Below are 18,001 nucleotides of genomic sequence, written 5' to 3'. Positions count from 1 at the left end.
AATAATATGAAAAATCTCTTAAAAAAATTCCTTCCCAAATCCATTAAAAAAGACCTTATGGAGCATTACACTCAAAAGGTTTATAATATGCATGCAACGCGTACTGAAAATTTTAAAAAAAAGGTGCCAGGGTATGAACTGGATACAAAACATATTGCTAATCTTAAACCGCTTTTAAACAGAAAACAACTTTTACAGCAGTTGCCCAAAAACGCTATAGTAGCGGAAATTGGCGTGGATACAGGCGATTTTTCTGAAGAGATAATCGCTTGTACTACTCCACAAAAATTACATTTAATCGATTTGTGGGGCACCAAACGTTATCATGAAGGCAAACGCGAATGGGTAGAGAAAAAATTTGTAACGGCTATCGAGAATGACCAAATAATAATAAACCGAGGGCTCTCCACTGAGGTTGCTAAGCAGTTTCAGGATGGATATTTTGATTGGGTATATATCGATACGGATCACAGCTATAAAAATACCTTAAAAGAACTCCAATTGTACAGCAAAAAAGTAAAACCGGACGGTATTATTGCAGGGCACGATTTTGTGATTGGCAACTGGAAAGGATTAGTTAAATACGGTGTAATTGATGCAGTATATGAGTTTTGCCAAACCCAAAACTGGCAACTTGTTTACCTCACATTAGAAAACAGAGCACACACCAGTTTTGCCATTAAAAGAATTTAAAGATGATAGAAAGACTTGATTGGGATTCGGATTTTTTTGGTATGGAAGTAGGGAAAATTCAAAATGATTTATTTTCTGAATGTGAGAATGTAAACAATTTTGATTTGTTATATGTTTTTCAAAAAAAGGATGTTGACGTTCATATTCCAAATTACTTCAAAACTTATAAAGGCATCTATCGAGAATATGAAAAAGAGGATTTTATATCTAAAAAAGAAATTTTTCCTGAAATATATTCTGCATCAAATTGTGATTTTAATTTAAATGAATTATACAAACTTGCCTGGATTAGTGGTACAGAAAGTAGATTTAATAAAGATTCAAAAATATCAAAGGATAAATTTAAGCAACTTTATAGAATTTGGATTGATAATTCCTTGAATGGTAAAATAGCAGATAATGTGCTTTTGTATATTGAAAATGGAAATATTGAAGGCTTTATAACTTATAAAAACTATCAAGCTTATTGCCAAATAGGTCTTTTTGCGGTTCAAACAAAAAGTCAAGGAAAAGGTATTGGAAAAAAACTTTTAAATAAGGTTGAAAACGATATGGCTATTTTAAATATTCAGAAATTAAGAGTTCCCACCCAACAAGATAATATTAACGCGTGTGCTTTTTATGAGAAATTGGATTATAAACTGAATGATAAATATCTTGTGCAACATTTTTGGAAAATATGATCCCATTTAACAAACCATACCTAACAGGATACGAAACCAAATATATAGAACAGGCCGTCGCCCTAGGAAAATTATCAGGGAATGGTTTTTTTACAAAAAAATGTCAGCAGTTTTTTGAGGAAAACTACGGTTTTAAAAAGGCATTATTAACCAGCAGTTGTACCGATGCTCTAGAAATGTGTGCCCTGCTTTTAAACATACAAGATGGTGATGAAGTTATTATGCCTTCTTATACCTTTGTCTCTACTGCTAATGCCTTTGTTTTAAGAGGTGCCACCATAAGGTTTGCAGATTCAGAAACAGACACCCCTAATATAGACGCTTCAAAATTAGAATCTCTAATCAATAAAAATACAAAAGCGATAGTCGTGGTTCATTACGCAGGGATGGCATGCGATATGGATGCTATTATGCATTTGGCAACAAAACATGGTCTTTATGTAGTTGAAGATGCAGCACAGGCAATCGATAGTTATTACAATGGCAAACGTTTGGGTAGTATTGGGCATTTAGCGGCCTTTTCGTTTCACGAAACAAAAAATATTATTTCAGGAGAAGGGGGGCTGTTGGCAGTAAACGACATCCAATTTTGTGAAAGGGCAGAAATTTTATGGGAAAAAGGAACCAATAGATCTGCTTTTTTTAGAGGGGAAATTGATAAATACGGGTGGATTGATATAGGTTCTTCCTTTTTGCCTTCTGAGGTTACAGCTGCCTTTCTTTGGGCTCAACTTGAAAATATTGAAAAAATTCAAAATAAAAGAAAAGAAATTTGGCATTTTTACAACGACGCACTGCAAGAATTGTCCCACAAAAAATGCGTTTTATTGCCAAAGGTTCCCGATTATGCAACTAGTAATGGACATCTTTTTTATATCTTATGCAGGAGCCAAACAGAACGAGCAAGGCTGATACAATTTTTAAAGGAACATAATATACTTTCAGTATTTCATTATATATCGTTGCATACCTCACCATATTATAAAGACAAATATACTGGTGGTGTTTTGGAAAATGCTGATCGATATTCAGAAACATTGGTTCGTTTACCACTATACTATGAATTGGAAATAAAAGAACAACAACATATCGCTGCGAGCATAAAAAAGTTTTTTTCAACATGATTAATAATATTATACACATAGCAACAGATGAAAAATTTATCAACTCCGCTATTGTACAATTCGAAAAAGCCAGTCCCTTTCCAAACAAATTTTATATACGTGTAAAAACGAAGGTAGATTACAAACCCATTCACGTTAAACCCAAAAAAAACGTTTATTTTAAAAGTAAAAAAGAATTATTGGCTTTGGCGAAAGAACTTACCTCAACAAGTTTAGTTGTGTTTCATAGCTTGCCTTCTATTTTTTTTGATATTGTTTTTGTTTTGCCAAAAAATATAAAAATCATTTGGATGTGTTTTGGATATGAGATTTATAATGATCCATATTATTTTTCAACTAAAAATTTATTAGGAGCATCTACAAAAAAATATTATAAAGGGCCTACCCCAACCATTTGGGGAAAATTTTTAAAAAACATTAGAATAAAAGAGTTTAAAGTAAACAAAAAACAACAGGCTATTAAGCGTATAGATTATATTGGTACAGCGTTTAAAGAAGAGTTTGAGGCCATCCTAAAACTCACAAAAACCAAAAAAGAATTTTTTCATTTTTGGTATTATCCCTTGGAAATAATTGTATCTACTGAACAAGATATAGTGAAAAACCGTCCAAATATTATTATTGGTAATTCTGCATCTATAACGAATAATCATATAGAAGCTTTTAAAGTTTTAAAAAAAAATAAACTTATTCAAAATACAGAAATTATTGTTCCTTTTAGTTATAGCAAAGACAATCATAGTAAGTGTGTAGAAAAAATAGGCAAAGAATATTTTGGAGACTTGATTTCATTTCTAAAGAATTTTATGGTTTTATCAGAATACAACAAAATACTTAAATCCTGTGGTTTTGCTATTTTTTACAACAAACGACAACAAGCGATAGGTAACACCATAGCATTATTATGGTATGGTGCTAAGGTTTTCTTAGCGCCAGAAAATCCTTTTTATACATTTTTAAAACGAAAAGGCGTCATCGTATTCAGCCTTGATGAAATAGGATTTAAAACTCAACTAGATGCTAAAGAAATATTACATAATAAAAAAGTTTTAAAACAATTGCTATCACGGCAAGTGCTAGAAACAAACCTAACAAAAGAATTAAGGAAAATATCTATTGATTAGTTTGAATTATTTGTACTAAATTCTTCTATAGATGCTAGACAAATTATAATATTTATTTTGTGAATAACTGAACAATAATTAGCAAAGTTTTTTTAAACTTGAAACATTTTAAGAATAGTTACTATTCAATTAGTTATAATTATTGATTCTGTGTTTATATAAATTTAAACTTAAGATACTTATTACCCAGAACCTGTAAACAAATCTAATCTACTTTATTAACAAACGCTGCAAACACTCAAGAAACTCTTCTTCTTCCATATTATCATATTTTGCTAAATCACGTAAAAATAACATCCCACTACGTCTGTTAAAAAATGCCAACAACTTTTTTCTATAGGTATGAGCCGTTCGTTTTTGCACACCAAAATACGCCTCAAGATGATAAATCTCAAGACGGTCATGAATGTGTATGGAACGATTGGCCTTTTGCATCGATTAGGGTTAGCTATGTTGCCAGTGTTTAAAACTTTCTATTACAGACAAAGGGATTCCTTCATACCTTGCATACTCTTGCACAGTAATAGGGGTGTTTGGTTTACGCTTTAAATGCTCTCTAATCTTTTTTAACTTCTGTTGCGCTGTTTTTATGTGGCAATTCAAAAACAGTTGCACATCGCTGCTACTCATAAAGTGCAACTCGGCATACGTTACGGTTGTGTTCATAGTATTTTGTTTTAATCAAACATAAGTCACCATTTTGTAATAGGCTGTGACACTGTGTTGTTTATAGTTTTATAAACATCTTAAAAACCATTAAATAATAAAAGGACAACCAAAATCAGATTCTTTAAAAAGCGATTAATACTCTGAAAACAAGCTTATTATATCTTATTTTGAATAATTGCTACCACTATTGCAGACGGTATTGCCAATTTCATCCTCAAAAAAAAACCAAATCTATTTTGATATCATGTCAACATGGTTTCATTTTTTGTTAACACTGGTTTCTCGATACATAGTTTTTCAAAAAAAAGGATATACGATAAAAAAGTAGGTTAACATTGTTAACTTTCTCAGACCTTGATTGTATTATAGCAACACTAAATCAAACCCCACTTAATCCCTACCCAATCCCGAGGATAGTGTATGCAGAGTCCGACTCAAAAGGAAGAAAAGGGAAGATAAAGGAAGAAATAGGAACATGTGGGAAGAAAGGGTAAGAAAAGATGCAAATAATGTCAAATAGTGCACGGGATGACACAAAAGTGCAATCCCTATTGAAAAGCTGCTGTAGGTTTGCTGTGTACATTTTATAAAGTGGTGTAGGATCCTTTAACTATTTAAATGCATTGCTTTAATCGCGCGAATAAAATGTACAAAGTTGCTGAAAGGTTCAGCAATTTATAGATTAATAATTTAATTTTTAATATCATGGGACGACAGTCTTCATTTTTAAAGATAGAAGGAAATATCGAAGGATTATCTTTCTACAAAGGCGCAGACGGCGTCTATTACGTACGCTCAAAAGGCGGAATTGATAAAAACCGAATCAAAAAAGATCCGGCTTTTAAACGCACACGTGAAAACGGGGCCGAATTTGGTCACGTAGCCACCAGTGGAAAACAATTCCGCAGAGCCATCCAAAACCTATTGTTTGATGTAAAAGATCGAACGCGCATACCACGTTTAATGCGTACGCTATCGTTGGTTAAAAACCAAGATGCTACTTCAAATCGTGGCGAACGCAAAGTAGGGATTGGTATGCAAACCCCTGAGGGAAAAGCCCTCTTCAATCATTTTGAATTCAATCAAAATGCCGGGTTAGATACCGTATTGCAACGTAACTATGCACTAGACACGGGTGCAGGAGAACTTACAATACCAGATTTTATACCGGCTCTCAACTTAAGCCTACCCGAAGGCGCGACTGATGTAGCGCTGAGTGCAGCTTTGTTGAGGTTTGATTTCGAAACAGATTCGACAGAGTTGATTGAAAGTAATGTAGAGCAATTGGTGATAAATGAAACACCGGCTAGCATAGCACTTACATTTCCATCAACACCCTCCGGAACCGGATTAGATTATTACTTTTTAAAAGTTTCCTTTTTTCAAACTGTAAACAACACCTTGTATCCATTACAAAATGGAGCACATAATGCATTACAGCTTATTGAGATTATGTAGTTTTTTTGAAGTAGTATTAAGCCCTGCAAAAGCAGGGCTTTTTTATACAACTTAATGTCATGCTGAACTCGTTTCAGCATCACTCCAGCATCACTCCCTTTGTCATTCCAAAGCAGTCCCCTTGTCATTCCGAAGGAGGCACGACTGAGGAATCTATTCCTGCTCTGGGAGATTCTTCACTCCGTTTCTCTACGTTCAGAATGACGTATTCCTTGTCATTCCGAAGCATTCCTTTGTCATTCCGAAGGAGGCACGACTGAGGAATCTATTCCTGCTCTGGGAGATTCTTCACTTCGTTTCTCTACGTTCAGAATGACATTTCCTTGTTCTTCCGACGCATTCCTTTGTCATTCCGAAGGAGGCACGACTGAGGAATCTGTTGTTGATCTGAGATCCTTCACTTCGCTTCTCTACGTTCAGAATGACATATTCCTTGTCCTTCCGACGCAATCCCTTTGTCATTCCAAAGCAGTCCCCTTGTCATTCAGAAGGAGGCACGACTGAGGAATCTATTCGGTATGGTAAAAGGAATCTTAAAAGTAAAATAATAGGTCTCAAAGAGGTTTTTTCAAAAACATACGGTTGTTACAACAAAAACTCCCGAGAGTTTTGTTAAAACTTCTTAGTATTTTGAGTAAATATTGTACAACTTTCTCAACAAAATTGTACAACTTTTTTAAAAATATTGTACAATAAATCAGCATATTCACAAAACAGATTTATTTTCACTACTCACTACTCACTACTCACTACTCACTACTCACTACTCACTACTCACTACTCACTACTCACTACTCACTACTCACTACTCACTACTCACTACTCACTACTCACTACTAACTTCAACCTCCAACCTCCAACCTCCAACCGACAACCCACAACCGACAACCCACAACTGAGAACCGAGAACTCACAACTCACAACCGATAACCGAGAACAGAAAACTCACTACTCACCAAAAATTCCCTATCTTAGCACACCAAATCCATAATTGTTATGCAACCGCTGGTCAGCATTATCATTCCTACCTACAACCGCGCCCACTTAATAGGTGAAACACTTAAGAGTATTCAGGCTCAAACGTATTCTAATTGGGAATGCATTATTGTTGATGATAGGAGTAGAGATTCTACTGAGGAGCTAATTACATCAATAGTTAATAAAGATAGTCGCTATAGATATTTTAAACGCTCTGAAAACAATATTAAAGGCGCCTCTACCTGCCGCAACATCGGCTTAAAACATTCAAATGGAAAATATATTCTTTTTTTTGATTCGGATGATATTTTACTCCCCCACACTTTGCAAAAACGCATGAGTTTTATTCAAGAAAATTTAGGCTATAATTTTTGGGTTTTTCAAACCGTACGTTTTTACGAAACTCTAGAAACCGCAGACCGTATATGGAATGACCTTTCCAAACCAAACCACCAAGACCTTATTAGTTTTTTGAGTATAAATCCAGTTTGGCATACATCTGGACCGATTTGGAAAAAAAAATTCTTAGATAAACACTCTCTTGAATTTACAGAAAATGTGCAATCTTGGCAAGATTGGGAATTTCACATTCGGGTTTTATTACAGAACCCTAAATATAAAAAATGTGAAAATTTATCAGCGGTAGCCTATCAGCAGTTTCATGAAACAGAAGCTATCAATAAGCTGAAAAATAATGTTGTTGCAGAAAATAGAATATCGCTTTTCTTTACCTTAATGAAGGACTTTAAAACTAAAGGAGTGTTTGACAAAAAAAATCAGATTTGTTTTTTAAAGTTATTTTACTTTGTACTTTCTAAACAAAAAGATATTACTGATGTAAAAGCTATATGGAATAAGATGGAGATGTTTATTACTCTAATTTCAAAAATGGACTTACTATTTTGGAAGTATTACTTGGTATTTTTGAAAGCAAATACTGTTAAAAAATCAATGATATTTCTACTTTTGGTAAAACTAAAGCCTTATTTTGAAAAAAGAATACCTATTACGGATTTTAAAAATAGAACTTGGTACCGTATTAATATAACATGAAGATATTATTTATAACCCATAATACCGCTTTGGCAGGAGCTCCTAAAGTAATGTTACTTTTTTTGCAATGGCTTGTTGTACACAAACCAATAATAGAGATTCATGTGTTAGATATGGCTCCTGGTAGTTTAGATTCAGACTTTAAAGATTGTAGCAGAAAATACTATACTTTTTCAAATGATAATGCTCAAAGTGGATTTACGGCTAAGGTTTTAAAAAAATCAGGATTACTAGGGAAAGAAAATGATACGAAAACAGAACTTATACATACTCTTGCACAACAAAACTTTGATATGGTGTATGCGAATACAATAAAAACGGTTCCTTTAGCAGTATCAGTTAAAAAGAATTCAATCAAAACAAAACTTATTTTACATCTCCATGAATTGCCAACTGTAATTAAACTTCTACTACCAGAATTTGAAAACTATATCAAACATATTGATAATTATATTACAGTTTCAGAAACTGTAAAAGAAAAGCTTATTGAAAATTATAAGGTTTCTGTAAACTGTGTCCGAATGGTTTATGCATTTTCAGAAATCTCTGCTATACCTTTTTCTAAAAAAAACTTTGAGAATTTTAAAGTTGGTTCATCTGGGTTTGTTGATTGGCGAAAAGGTTACGATATTTTTATTCAAGTAGCTCGTTATATTAAAAAATATAAACCGGAATCTGATATAACTTTCACTTGGGTGGGCACAATATCCAAAAAAACTCAAATCATTGTTGAAGCAGATTTGGAAAAATTAGGCTTGCAGGGAAAAGTGTCTTTTGTAGGAGTTCAAGGAGATCCTTGGTCATATTATAAAGAATTTGATATTTTTATACTGCCTTCGCGCGAGGATCCCTTTCCGTTGGTCTGTATTGAAATGGCTATGCTAAAAAAGCCAATCTTATGTTTTAAGGATGTGGTAGGCACTGCTGAAATTTTAAAACACGGTGGAGGGAAAGTAATACCTTATCTTGATATTGAAGCTATGGCTAAAGCTATTGTAGATTATTATGAAGATAGAAACCATTTAGAAGAAGATGGAGAAAGAGCCTCTCAACTTTTTGCACAATTTACTCCAATTAATCAATGCCCAAAGCTATTTTCAATTATTGAAGAAAGTCTAAATGATATTAAAATATGATTTCTATTGTGGTTTCATCATATCAAAAGCATTATTTTGAAGCATTTTCGGAAAGTGTTGCAAAAACAATTGGCACAATTCCTTATGAAATCATTCAAATTTGGAACCCAGGTTCAATGGGCATTTGTGAGGCTTACAATAGGGGAGCGGAAAAAGCCAAATATGCCTATTTGTGTTTTGTACATGAGGATGTATTGTTTAAAACTAAAGCATGGGGTAACTTGATATTGGCGCATTTACAAAATGAAAACATAGGTGCTATTGGTGTAGCAGGTTCAGCTTATAAAAGCGAAATACCATCTTCTTGGTCAATATTTAAAACTTATAATGCGCTTCATATCTTACAACATTACAAAGAAAAATCCAAACGTCCCCAAATAATTAAACAACCTAATAATGTAGATTTATTTCAGGTAGTAGCACTGGATGGTGTGTTTATAGCAACTCGAAAAGCTATCTGGAAGCAATTTCCATTTGATGAAAAAACATTTACGAGTTTTCATGGATACGATGTAGACTTTTCTTTGGCTATTTCGCAAAAGTATAACCTATTTGTTGTTTTTGACATTCTAATTGAACATTTTTCCCAAGGAAATGCAAATAATGAATGGTTATTAGAATCAATGAAAATTAGTGACAAATGGAGGAAAGTTCTACCCGCTACATGTGTAAATTTAAATAGCGGTGAAGAGAAAAGATTAAAAGTGGAAGCAAAGCGTCGTTTTGAAAAAAAGCTAAGCATACTAAACTATAATTGGATAAAAAAAAAATATTTTAAATTGAAATACGTACGATAACCATAAATGGATACAGCTATTATAATCGTAACTTATAACGGCATGCCTTGGATTGCTAAGTGTTTGGCGAGTTGTGTAGGTTATAAAATATATATCGTTGATAATGCCTCAATAGATGGAACACCGGCCTATATTCAAAAGCATTTCAACTCTGCCACCTTGATTAAAAGTAATAAAAATCTAGGGTTTGGTAAAGCTAATAACATTGGCATTACAAGAGCTTTGAAAGAGGGTTTTAAAAATGTTTTTTTGTTGAATCAAGATGCATATATAGTAGGAAATAGTATTTTGACACTCGAAAAAACCCATAATAGCAACACTGAATTTGGGATTTTAAGTCCAATCCACTTGAATGGATTGGGAACAAAGTTAGACAAGCGGTTTGCAAAACTTGTAGCTTATGATAAGAATAAGAACTTTTATTCAGATTACGTTTTAAACAATCAAAAGTCCGCGATTTATGAGATACCTTTTGTAAATGCTGCTGGCTGGTATGTAAGTGGTGATTGCTTGAAAAATGTAGGTGGTTTTGATCCCTTATTTTTTCACTATGGTGAGGATGATAATTATTGTCAGCGGGTTCGTTTTCACAATTATAAAATAGGGGTAGTACCAGGTACTTTTATAAAACATGATAGAGAAGATCGTTTGGCAAAACAGCCTAAAAATTCAGACAAAACATTTTTTGATACTATTGAAAGAAGGTTGAAAAAAAAGTATGCTGACCCTAACGAAAACTTTAATCTTCATAGTTTGCTTAAAAAAAGGAAACAAGAAGCTTTTCGTGCCATGTTTAAACTTGATAGAAAAAAAAGACGTGTAAAGTTTCAAGAAATTCAAATAATTGAAAAACTGATTCCAAAAATTAATTTTAGTAAACTAAAAGCAATGGAAAAAGCTGCTCATTATTTAAACTTGGATGAATATGATAAATAAGAAAAAATTAAAAAATAATCTAAAATATTTAATTATTCACCTGTATCTTCATTTTAAAACCTTTAAAATGAAAAATACTATTGTTATTTGTAGTGAAGCAAGAGGCGGAAGTACCTGGCTTATGGAGTTGCTATCAAATATTCCAAACTCCATTATTAACTGGGAACCGCTTCATGTAACCAACGGTGTCATAGCTTCTAATTTAAAATTAGGGTGGAGGCCATTAATTTATAAAGACAATAATGATAATACGATAAAAAAAAAATTTGAAAAAATTTTTATGTTGAAGACTTATAATAAATGGACTTTAAGGTATGTCGATATTGCACATTTAAAAGGTGCAAAATACGTAATCACAAAGTTTGTTAGGTTTAATCAATCACTGCCATGGCTCGTACATCAGTTCCCAGCATTACAACATAAGCCAATTTTTTTGTTGCGTCATCCCATCACAACTTGTATTAGCAGATTAAAAACTTTTGAAAAAGAAACCGATATACAAACAATCACCACCAAACAAAAACTAGGGAGTTTTACTATTCCCAATTGCTTAAATAATGAACGTTATATTCAACATAAAACCTATATTGAAAGTCTTGAAAGCCAATTGGAAAGGGAAATAGCAATATGGTGCATAAATAATGTCAACCTGATAGAACACCCTGATAACGATAAATGGATTACACTTTATTACGAAGATCTGGTGTTAAATCCAAAAATAATATTTGAGGGTCTTTTAAAAAACTTAAATGTACAAATACCGAATAATGTATTGGACAAAATTCAATACCGAAAAGCAAGTTCTTCAGATTATCTTAAGTTATTTAAGCGAAATCCCAAGCAACAATTAATGTCTTTTTTAAAAGATTTGGATGAACCATACCTTGAAAAAGTACAAGATATTTTTAATTATTTTGATTTGAAAGTATATTCTGCCTATAAGGCATGGCCTATTAAAAATAATATTTGAAATAAAGTGAACCATTGAACCCCCCGATAATATCCATTATAATACCAACTTATAACCGAGGGACACTGCTATCAGAAACCTTGAATAGTATTGTAGATCAAAAATTTACAAATTGGGAATGTCTTATAGTTGATGATGGCAGTATAGACAATACGTCGCAGATTGTGCAAGCCTACTGTGAAAAAGATACTCGGTTTATATATTTACAACGCCCAAAAAATAGAAAAAGGGGTGGAAACGCTGCTCGTAATTTTGGTTATGAGAAAGCAAAAGGAAAATACGTGCAATGGTTTGATAGTGATGACATTATGAAACCAAACTTGCTAAAGTTGCAATTAGAAAATATTATAAATAATAAAAAGGCTTTTTCAATCTGTTTGTTTGATCGATATGATGCAAATTTAAATATAATAAAAGTAAAGGCAGTTCCAAATGTTATTCATTATAACATTTATTATGATTTTTTATCAAAATCTTTAAAAGCTAATCTACCAACCATATTATTTTCAAAAAAAATACTTGAAGGATATTCACTTTCCGAAGACTTATTAAAATCTCAAGAATATGAATTCTTACAACGATTTTTTAGGGAGCACTATGAGGAGGGTGTGCTATTAAATGAAGTTTTGGTAAAAGTAAGGAGGCACTCAGATTCTATTACTCAAACTCTTACCGCTGAAAAGTGTGCCTCCGCACTTCAAGCAATCTTGATAACAAGAAACGAAATGCCAAAAAGTCCCAAAACGATTCAAAACAAAGTATCCTTACAGTATCTTGCTACATTGTATTTACCTTTTTCGCATAAAATGACCGTCATATTTTTTAAATATCTTTTTAAACTATACAGATTTGACTTTTTTAAAAGTTTAGTAGCGATTCCTTTTTTGACAATAATGTATTTTATATATCTTTATTTAAAGATGCCAATCTGGTATTATAAAAATATTTATAAACTTTATAAATAAAAGAATATGCCGGAAAACCATGTTATAAAAATTGTTCATTTATTTGATGAATATCCAGTTTTTTACCAACCCTATATTCCTCCAGTTATTAATAAATTGCGTGACAATCCTAATTTGGATATAGAAGTTGTTGTATTTAATGGTACTAAAAGTAAAGAAGTTTCTAAGTTGCCGAATTACTATAAAAGAAAAGTTATCGAAAAAATACATTATTTTTTTTGTAAATCAAACTTAAAATTAAATTTAGCCGAAATACAATTTCTTAAAAAAAATGTAGCTATTGTTCACATTCAACACTCCTATTTATTTTCTAAAGTATTAGGGTTATTAAATATGGATTCATCCCAAAGACCAAAGATAGTTATAACTCTTCGAGGTGGCGACACCTATGTAAAGCCTTGGGTTAATAAAAAATGGAGGAATTTTTATAAAAAATATGGAAATAAAGTAGACTCTTTTGTGGTAATGAGTAATCACCAAAAAAAATATCTAAATAATAAATGGAAAGTGCCTGAAAACCGTATAAAAGTCATTCCTATTTCATTCGGAGAGAAGTTTTCAGTTTCCCCGAAAAGACCAGACAAAAAAATAATTAGAATAGCATCGGTGTTTAGAATGTGTTGGGAAAAAAATATTGATGGCAACCTAAGAATTATAAAAGAACTCATACAAAATGGTTTTCCTGTTCGTTATGACCTATATGGTGATGGACCAGACTTAGGTCAAGTCTGGTACTTAATTGATAAATATAAGTTGACTAATTATGTGCACTGTCACGGACGAATAAGTCATAAAGAATTAAAAATGAAACTTATTAACTCCGATTTTCTTATACAATTAAGTCATTCTGAGGCTTTTCCAACATCTGTTCTTGAAGCTCAATCTATCGGAATCCCAGCTTTAGTATCGAATGCTGGAGGACTACCAGAATCAATTATTCCTAACAAAACTGGATATTCTATTGAGGCCTTTGATACTATTAAAGGAGCATATCTTTTAGAAAAATTGTGGACTAATTCAGATTTATACTTTCAATTTTCTTTAAACGCAATTAGTAATTCACATAAAAAATATTCTACAGAAAAAGAAATAGAAAAATTAAATAAACTTTATAAAACAATTATTTAAAAATATTGTCTATGAAAATAATTGTTTTCGACGGCTCCTTTAAAACCACCCCTTTTATAAACCGATTGGCAAAAGGATTGGTACAAGATCATCAAGTATATGTTTTGGGGTTTAATGAGCGGCTAAACAAACCCATCGCTGATGTAGAATATGTTGCATTAGGAAGCAATCAAAATAATATGCGACTTATTAAGACCACTGTAAAAAAAATAGTCTTAACTAAAAAATGGAACCTATTTTTTTCAACACTTAAAGATTTGATGACAGGTAAAAAACGAGATCTGCAGCAACAAAATCTAAACATAGAAATTCAGCGCATTAACCCAGATGTTATTCACCTACAATGGCCAGCGTTACTTCCTTGGGTTGAAAACATACTTTTGAAACAAACACCACCTGTATTATTAAGTCAAAGAGGATTTCATAACTTAGTTCGCCCAAGTATAGATAAAAGCAATGCATCATATTTAAAAAAGTGGTTTCCAAAGGTAAAAGGGTTTCATTCTGTATCACAAGCTATCTCTACACAATCAAATCACATCTGGACAGCTCCTAATAAATTAGATCAAGTGATTTATACCGGTCTACCTATGCAAAAAATCTATTTTGATAGTAGTTATATAAAACAACCATATTTACAATTACTCTCTGTAGGAAGACCTCATTGGGTGAAAGGATATGATTATGCCTTACAGGCGTGTAAATTGTTAAAAGAACAAGGGGTCGATTTTCAGTATACTATTATTGGAGGAAAAGGAGATGAAGAATTAAACTATATGATTCACGAATTAAAGTTACAAGATCTGATAATCTTACAAAATAGAATGTCACAAACTGACGTATATACTCATATGAAACAGGCTTCTATTCTTATCGTGTCAAGTGTAGAAGAAGGGCTGCCCAATGTGATAGTAGAGGCTATGGCTGTTGGGTTACCGGTTATTAGCACTAATTGTGGCGGGGTGTCAGAAGTGATAGAACACGGTGTTAATGGCTGGATGATTCCTATACGAAACCCTAGAGCGATGGCTGAAGAAATTATAAACGTTAGCAACCTGCCCGAAAATGAAATTGAAACAATTAGAATAGCTGCTCGTAAAAAAGTAGAAAAACAACACAATGAAGCACAGATGATTGATGGAATGATTAGCTTATATAAAGCTATACTCGAAAAACCAACGGAATCAATGGACAGAGAAGAGTGAGACTCTTCATTCCGCTACGCTGCGTTCAGAATAACAAACCCCTGTCATTCCGAAGGAGGTACGACCGAGGAATCTATTTTACATCCCCAGAAAGATTCTTCATTCCGCTACACTGCATTGAGAATGACACAGGAACACCATTGCACTGCATTCAGAATGACACAGGACCTTCTTTGCACTGTATTCAGAATGACAAAACAACTGTCATTCCGAAGAAAGGACCCTATGTCATTCCGAAGGAGGTACGACGAGGAATCTATTTTACATCCCCAGAAAGATTCTTCATTCCGCTACGCTGCATTGAGAATGATACAGGAACACCATTGCACTGCATTCAGAATGACAAACCCCTGTCATTCCGAAGAAAGAACCCTATGTCATTCCGAAGGAGGTACGACTGAGGAATCTATTTTACATCCCCAGAAAGATTCTTCATTCCGCTACGCTGCATTCAGAATGACACAGGAACACCATTGCACTGCATTCAGAATAACAAACCCTTGTCATTCCGAAGAAAGAACCCTATGTCATTCCGAAGGAGGTACGACTGAGGAATCTATTTTGCATCCCCAGAAAGATTCTTCATTCCGCTACGCTGCATTGAGAATGATACAGGAACACCATTGCACTGCATTCAGAATGACAAACCCCTGTCATTTTGAAAGAGGCACGACTGAGAAATCTACTTTTGATTGAGGGATTTTTCGCTTCCTTTGCTGCGTTCAGTATGACATGTGTTACAAATGACGGTCAAATGATCAAATTTTCCTATCTTCGAAATCGCTATGCATACTGTTAACACCCCTATACTTCCTATCCGTCAGCAATTCGCAAATGTAGTTGCTCCAAACGAATTAGATAAAAAAGCTATTTGTATTTTTGCAGCTACGGGATTCTTTTTAGATACCGATACCTATTGGAAAAACAAAAAGGTGCTAACTCCCGCTTCAAAACATACATGCAATGCAGATGACTATTTGGTAGAAAATACCCCTTATTTTAAATGGCATTATACTCCTAGAAATATCTCTTTTCAAACAGCCTTAGATGAATTTACCGATTTGTTTGAACAAATTATTACCGAACAAACCAATAATCGTAAGGTCATACTTCCATTATCAGGCGGTTTAGACAGCCGAAGCCAAGCAGTTGCCTTACACCATACTAAAGCTGAAGTTCAATCCTATTCATATGCTTTCAAAAATGGATATAAAGAACACAGCATCAGCAAACAAATTGCCAAACAGTGTGGTTTTCCTTTTGAGCAATACACCATTCCATCGGGGTATTTGTGGGATGTACTGGAAGAGGTAGCTACTATTAACAAATGTTATTCAGAGTTTACACACGCTAGACAAATGGCTGTTCTGCCTCAATTAAAAGAGATGGAGGGCGTTTTTTCATTAGGGCATTGGGGTGATGTGTTATTTGATAGAGGCGTTGCTGCGGTTGATGAAGACCAACCCGAAGTCACTATAGTTCTCAAAAAAATAGTAAAAAAAGGGGGGATGGAACTTGCTACAGCACTGTGGAAGCAATGGAACTTGGAAGGTACTTTTGAAAGCTATCTAAAAAACAGAATTCAAAAATTACTTGACAAGATTGAGATTGAAAACACCAGTGCCAAAATACGGGCTTTTAAATCACTGTATTGGGCACCACGTTGGACCTCCATTAACTTATCCATTTTTGAAGCAGCTCACCCTATAACACTGCCTTATTATGATAACCGAATGTGTGAGTTTATTTGTACGCTTCCTGAAACATTTTTAGCCGATAGAAAATTGCAAATAGCTTACATACAAAACCGAAACCCGAAAGTAGCCAAAATAATGTGGCAAGATCAACGACCCTATCATTTATATAATTACCATAAAAACAAAGCCCCGGCCAACCTTCCGTATCGAATACAAAATAAACTAGTTAGAGAATTAAAAGCATTAGTAGGAAAACCGTACATACAACGCAACTGGGAACTTCAATTTTTGGGAATGGACAATGATGAACAGTTACAAAGCTACTTGTTTAATGCAATGTTTAATACTTTGGTTTCAAAACCTCTCGTCGCCAAGTTTTACAATGCGTTTAAAAACACCGACGCAGTTACTTACTCACACGCAGTAAGCATGTTATTAACCTTAAGCGTTTGGTATGATAATGAATATAAAAAAAGGGAGTTATGAAAGTTTCTGTAGTACTCCCGATATATAATGGTGAAGAAACCCTAGAGCAAACCTTAAAAAGCCTTGTTGAACAAACCTTTCAAAGCTTTGAGTTGGTAGCGTGTATTGACGGAACTACTGATCGTTCTAAGGAAATTTTAAATGCTTATGCCGCTTATTTTCAGAAAGTAACTGTTTTGGAAAATAATAATAATCTTGGCTTAGGACCTACTATGAATAGGTTGATAGCAAATAGCAATGGGGAGTATATCGCTGTAGCGGAACAAGATGATTATTACTATCCGTATCGATTAGAAAAACAAGTAGCGATTTTAAATAGCAGGAACGATGTTGGGTTGGTTTCCGGAATTGCTGAATTTTGGAATGGAAACTCAATAACCGGAACATTTCCAGGAATTTTAGTAGGGGGGAAGCCATATCCTACCGGAAGAGATATGTTTCTTTTAAATTACAGAAATCAAATTAAAGTAGTAAACAGTTGTATGATGTTCCGGAAATCCATTCATATCGACAAAGGTTTATATTTTACACAACATTACCCAAGCATCAGTGTAGATTGGGCCTATATATTGCGCTTCTCGTTAATCTCTAAAATATATGGAATTCCTGAAGTTTTAGTGCGCTTAGATAGGAGGACAGACCGTAAATCAGTTACTACATATAAAGAAAAACAATTTAAAGCCTCCCGGGAATTGTTACGTAGTTTTGCCTATGAATATCCTAATATAATATCAAAAAGAGAGTATACATACGCTCTAGGTACTCAAAAAATTATGGAATTAAACCATACATTCGGATTTCGTTTTGTATTCCAATCAATGCTATACATACTTAGGAATCCGTTTGACGCAAGATTAAGAGTTAATTTGATAAATCGTTTCAAGAGAAAGTTTTAAGAA

18 protein-coding genes are annotated in these 18,001 nt (G+C 33.4%); 16 read left to right on the top strand and 2 right to left on the bottom strand.

The genetic code is table 11. The features are described 5' to 3' along the window. The first annotated feature begins 6 nt into the window (after positions 1–6). The 4 genes from INR76_RS00325 to INR76_RS00310 all read left to right on the top strand — a co-directional run bounded on the left by INR76_RS00325 (position 7) and on the right by INR76_RS00310 (position 3,624). Positions 7–693 carry a class I SAM-dependent methyltransferase gene (locus INR76_RS00325; RefSeq protein WP_223108618.1) on the top strand — a complete coding sequence of 229 codons (687 nt, stop codon included), beginning with the start codon at positions 7–9 and terminating at the stop codon, positions 691–693. Positions 694–695: 2 nt separating this feature from the next. Further along, complete coding sequence (locus tag INR76_RS00320; protein WP_223108616.1) at positions 696–1,376, top strand: GNAT family N-acetyltransferase; 681 nt, start codon at positions 696–698, stop codon at positions 1,374–1,376. Next, positions 1,373–2,500 (top strand): dTDP-4-amino-4,6-dideoxygalactose transaminase, encoded by a 1,128-nt coding sequence (gene rffA, locus INR76_RS00315; RefSeq protein WP_223108615.1) that lies wholly within the window; start codon positions 1,373–1,375, stop codon positions 2,498–2,500. The genes INR76_RS00320 and rffA overlap by 4 nt, the downstream gene beginning before the upstream one ends. A gap of 230 nt (positions 2,501–2,730) precedes the next feature. Further along, complete coding sequence (locus tag INR76_RS00310; protein WP_223108614.1) at positions 2,731–3,624, top strand: TDP-N-acetylfucosamine:lipid II N-acetylfucosaminyltransferase; 894 nt, start codon at positions 2,731–2,733, stop codon at positions 3,622–3,624. A gap of 210 nt (positions 3,625–3,834) precedes the next feature. Here the strand turns inward: INR76_RS00310 and INR76_RS00305 are convergent, their stop codons facing one another. Together INR76_RS00305 and INR76_RS00300 are read right to left on the bottom strand one after the other, a co-directional pair. After that, positions 3,835–4,059: a hypothetical protein gene (locus INR76_RS00305; protein WP_223108612.1), complete on the bottom strand. Its 225-nt coding sequence runs from the start codon at positions 4,057–4,059 to the stop codon at positions 3,835–3,837. 9 nt (positions 4,060–4,068) lie between these two features. After that, positions 4,069–4,290 carry a hypothetical protein gene (locus tag INR76_RS00300; protein WP_223108610.1) on the bottom strand — a complete coding sequence of 74 codons (222 nt, stop codon included), beginning with the start codon at positions 4,288–4,290 and terminating at the stop codon, positions 4,069–4,071. 708 nt (positions 4,291–4,998) lie between these two features. Between INR76_RS00300 and INR76_RS00295 the strand changes: the two genes are divergently transcribed. The 12 genes from INR76_RS00295 to INR76_RS00240 all read left to right on the top strand — a co-directional run bounded on the left by INR76_RS00295 (position 4,999) and on the right by INR76_RS00240 (position 17,998). Next, entirely contained in the window at positions 4,999–5,751 is a 753-nt protein-coding gene (locus tag INR76_RS00295; protein WP_223108609.1) for a hypothetical protein, read from the top strand. 996 nt (positions 5,752–6,747) lie between these two features. After that, positions 6,748–7,782 carry a glycosyltransferase family 2 protein gene (locus INR76_RS00290; protein ID WP_223108608.1) on the top strand — a complete coding sequence of 345 codons (1,035 nt, stop codon included), beginning with the start codon at positions 6,748–6,750 and terminating at the stop codon, positions 7,780–7,782. Next, on the top strand, positions 7,779–8,918 hold the full coding sequence (locus INR76_RS00285; protein ID WP_223108607.1) for a glycosyltransferase: 1,140 nt from the start codon (positions 7,779–7,781) through the stop codon (positions 8,916–8,918). The genes INR76_RS00290 and INR76_RS00285 overlap by 4 nt, the downstream gene beginning before the upstream one ends. Then, a complete protein-coding gene (locus INR76_RS00280) occupies positions 8,915–9,715 on the top strand; it encodes a glycosyltransferase (RefSeq protein ID WP_223108605.1) in 801 nt (266 codons plus the stop codon). Before INR76_RS00285 ends, INR76_RS00280 begins: the two co-directional genes overlap by 4 nt. Before the next feature lie 6 nt (positions 9,716–9,721). Beyond that, the gene (locus INR76_RS00275; protein WP_223108604.1) at positions 9,722–10,651 is read left to right on the top strand and encodes a glycosyltransferase; all 930 of its coding nucleotides are present in this window, start codon (positions 9,722–9,724) and stop codon (positions 10,649–10,651) included. Positions 10,652–10,718: 67 nt separating this feature from the next. Further along, complete coding sequence (locus INR76_RS00270; protein WP_223108603.1) at positions 10,719–11,621, top strand: sulfotransferase; 903 nt, start codon at positions 10,719–10,721, stop codon at positions 11,619–11,621. Positions 11,622–11,635: 14 nt separating this feature from the next. Further along, a complete protein-coding gene (locus INR76_RS00265; protein ID WP_223108601.1) occupies positions 11,636–12,586 on the top strand; it encodes a glycosyltransferase family 2 protein in 951 nt (316 codons plus the stop codon). A gap of 6 nt (positions 12,587–12,592) precedes the next feature. Continuing rightward, positions 12,593–13,714 carry a glycosyltransferase family 4 protein gene (locus tag INR76_RS00260; RefSeq protein ID WP_223108599.1) on the top strand — a complete coding sequence of 374 codons (1,122 nt, stop codon included), beginning with the start codon at positions 12,593–12,595 and terminating at the stop codon, positions 13,712–13,714. A gap of 11 nt (positions 13,715–13,725) precedes the next feature. After that, a complete protein-coding gene (locus tag INR76_RS00255; protein WP_223108598.1) occupies positions 13,726–14,919 on the top strand; it encodes a glycosyltransferase family 4 protein in 1,194 nt (397 codons plus the stop codon). After that, positions 14,916–15,320 carry a hypothetical protein gene (locus INR76_RS00250; protein ID WP_223108597.1) on the top strand — a complete coding sequence of 135 codons (405 nt, stop codon included), beginning with the start codon at positions 14,916–14,918 and terminating at the stop codon, positions 15,318–15,320. The genes INR76_RS00255 and INR76_RS00250 overlap by 4 nt, the downstream gene beginning before the upstream one ends. 384 nt (positions 15,321–15,704) lie before the next feature. Beyond that, entirely contained in the window at positions 15,705–17,102 is a 1,398-nt protein-coding gene (locus INR76_RS00245; RefSeq protein WP_223108596.1) for an asparagine synthase-related protein, read from the top strand. Next, positions 17,099–17,998, top strand: coding sequence for a glycosyltransferase family 2 protein (locus INR76_RS00240; protein ID WP_223108595.1), 900 nt, complete (start codon positions 17,099–17,101; stop codon positions 17,996–17,998). The genes INR76_RS00245 and INR76_RS00240 overlap by 4 nt, the downstream gene beginning before the upstream one ends. Positions 17,999–18,001: the final 3 nt, after the last annotated feature.

Origin of the sequence: Marixanthomonas sp. SCSIO 43207, assembly GCF_019904255.1 — a bacterium.
Classification (GTDB): Bacteria; Bacteroidota; Bacteroidia; order Flavobacteriales; family Flavobacteriaceae; genus Marixanthomonas.
Note: the sequence above shows the minus strand (reverse complement) of the source record. Positions and strands in the feature narration are given on the sequence as shown.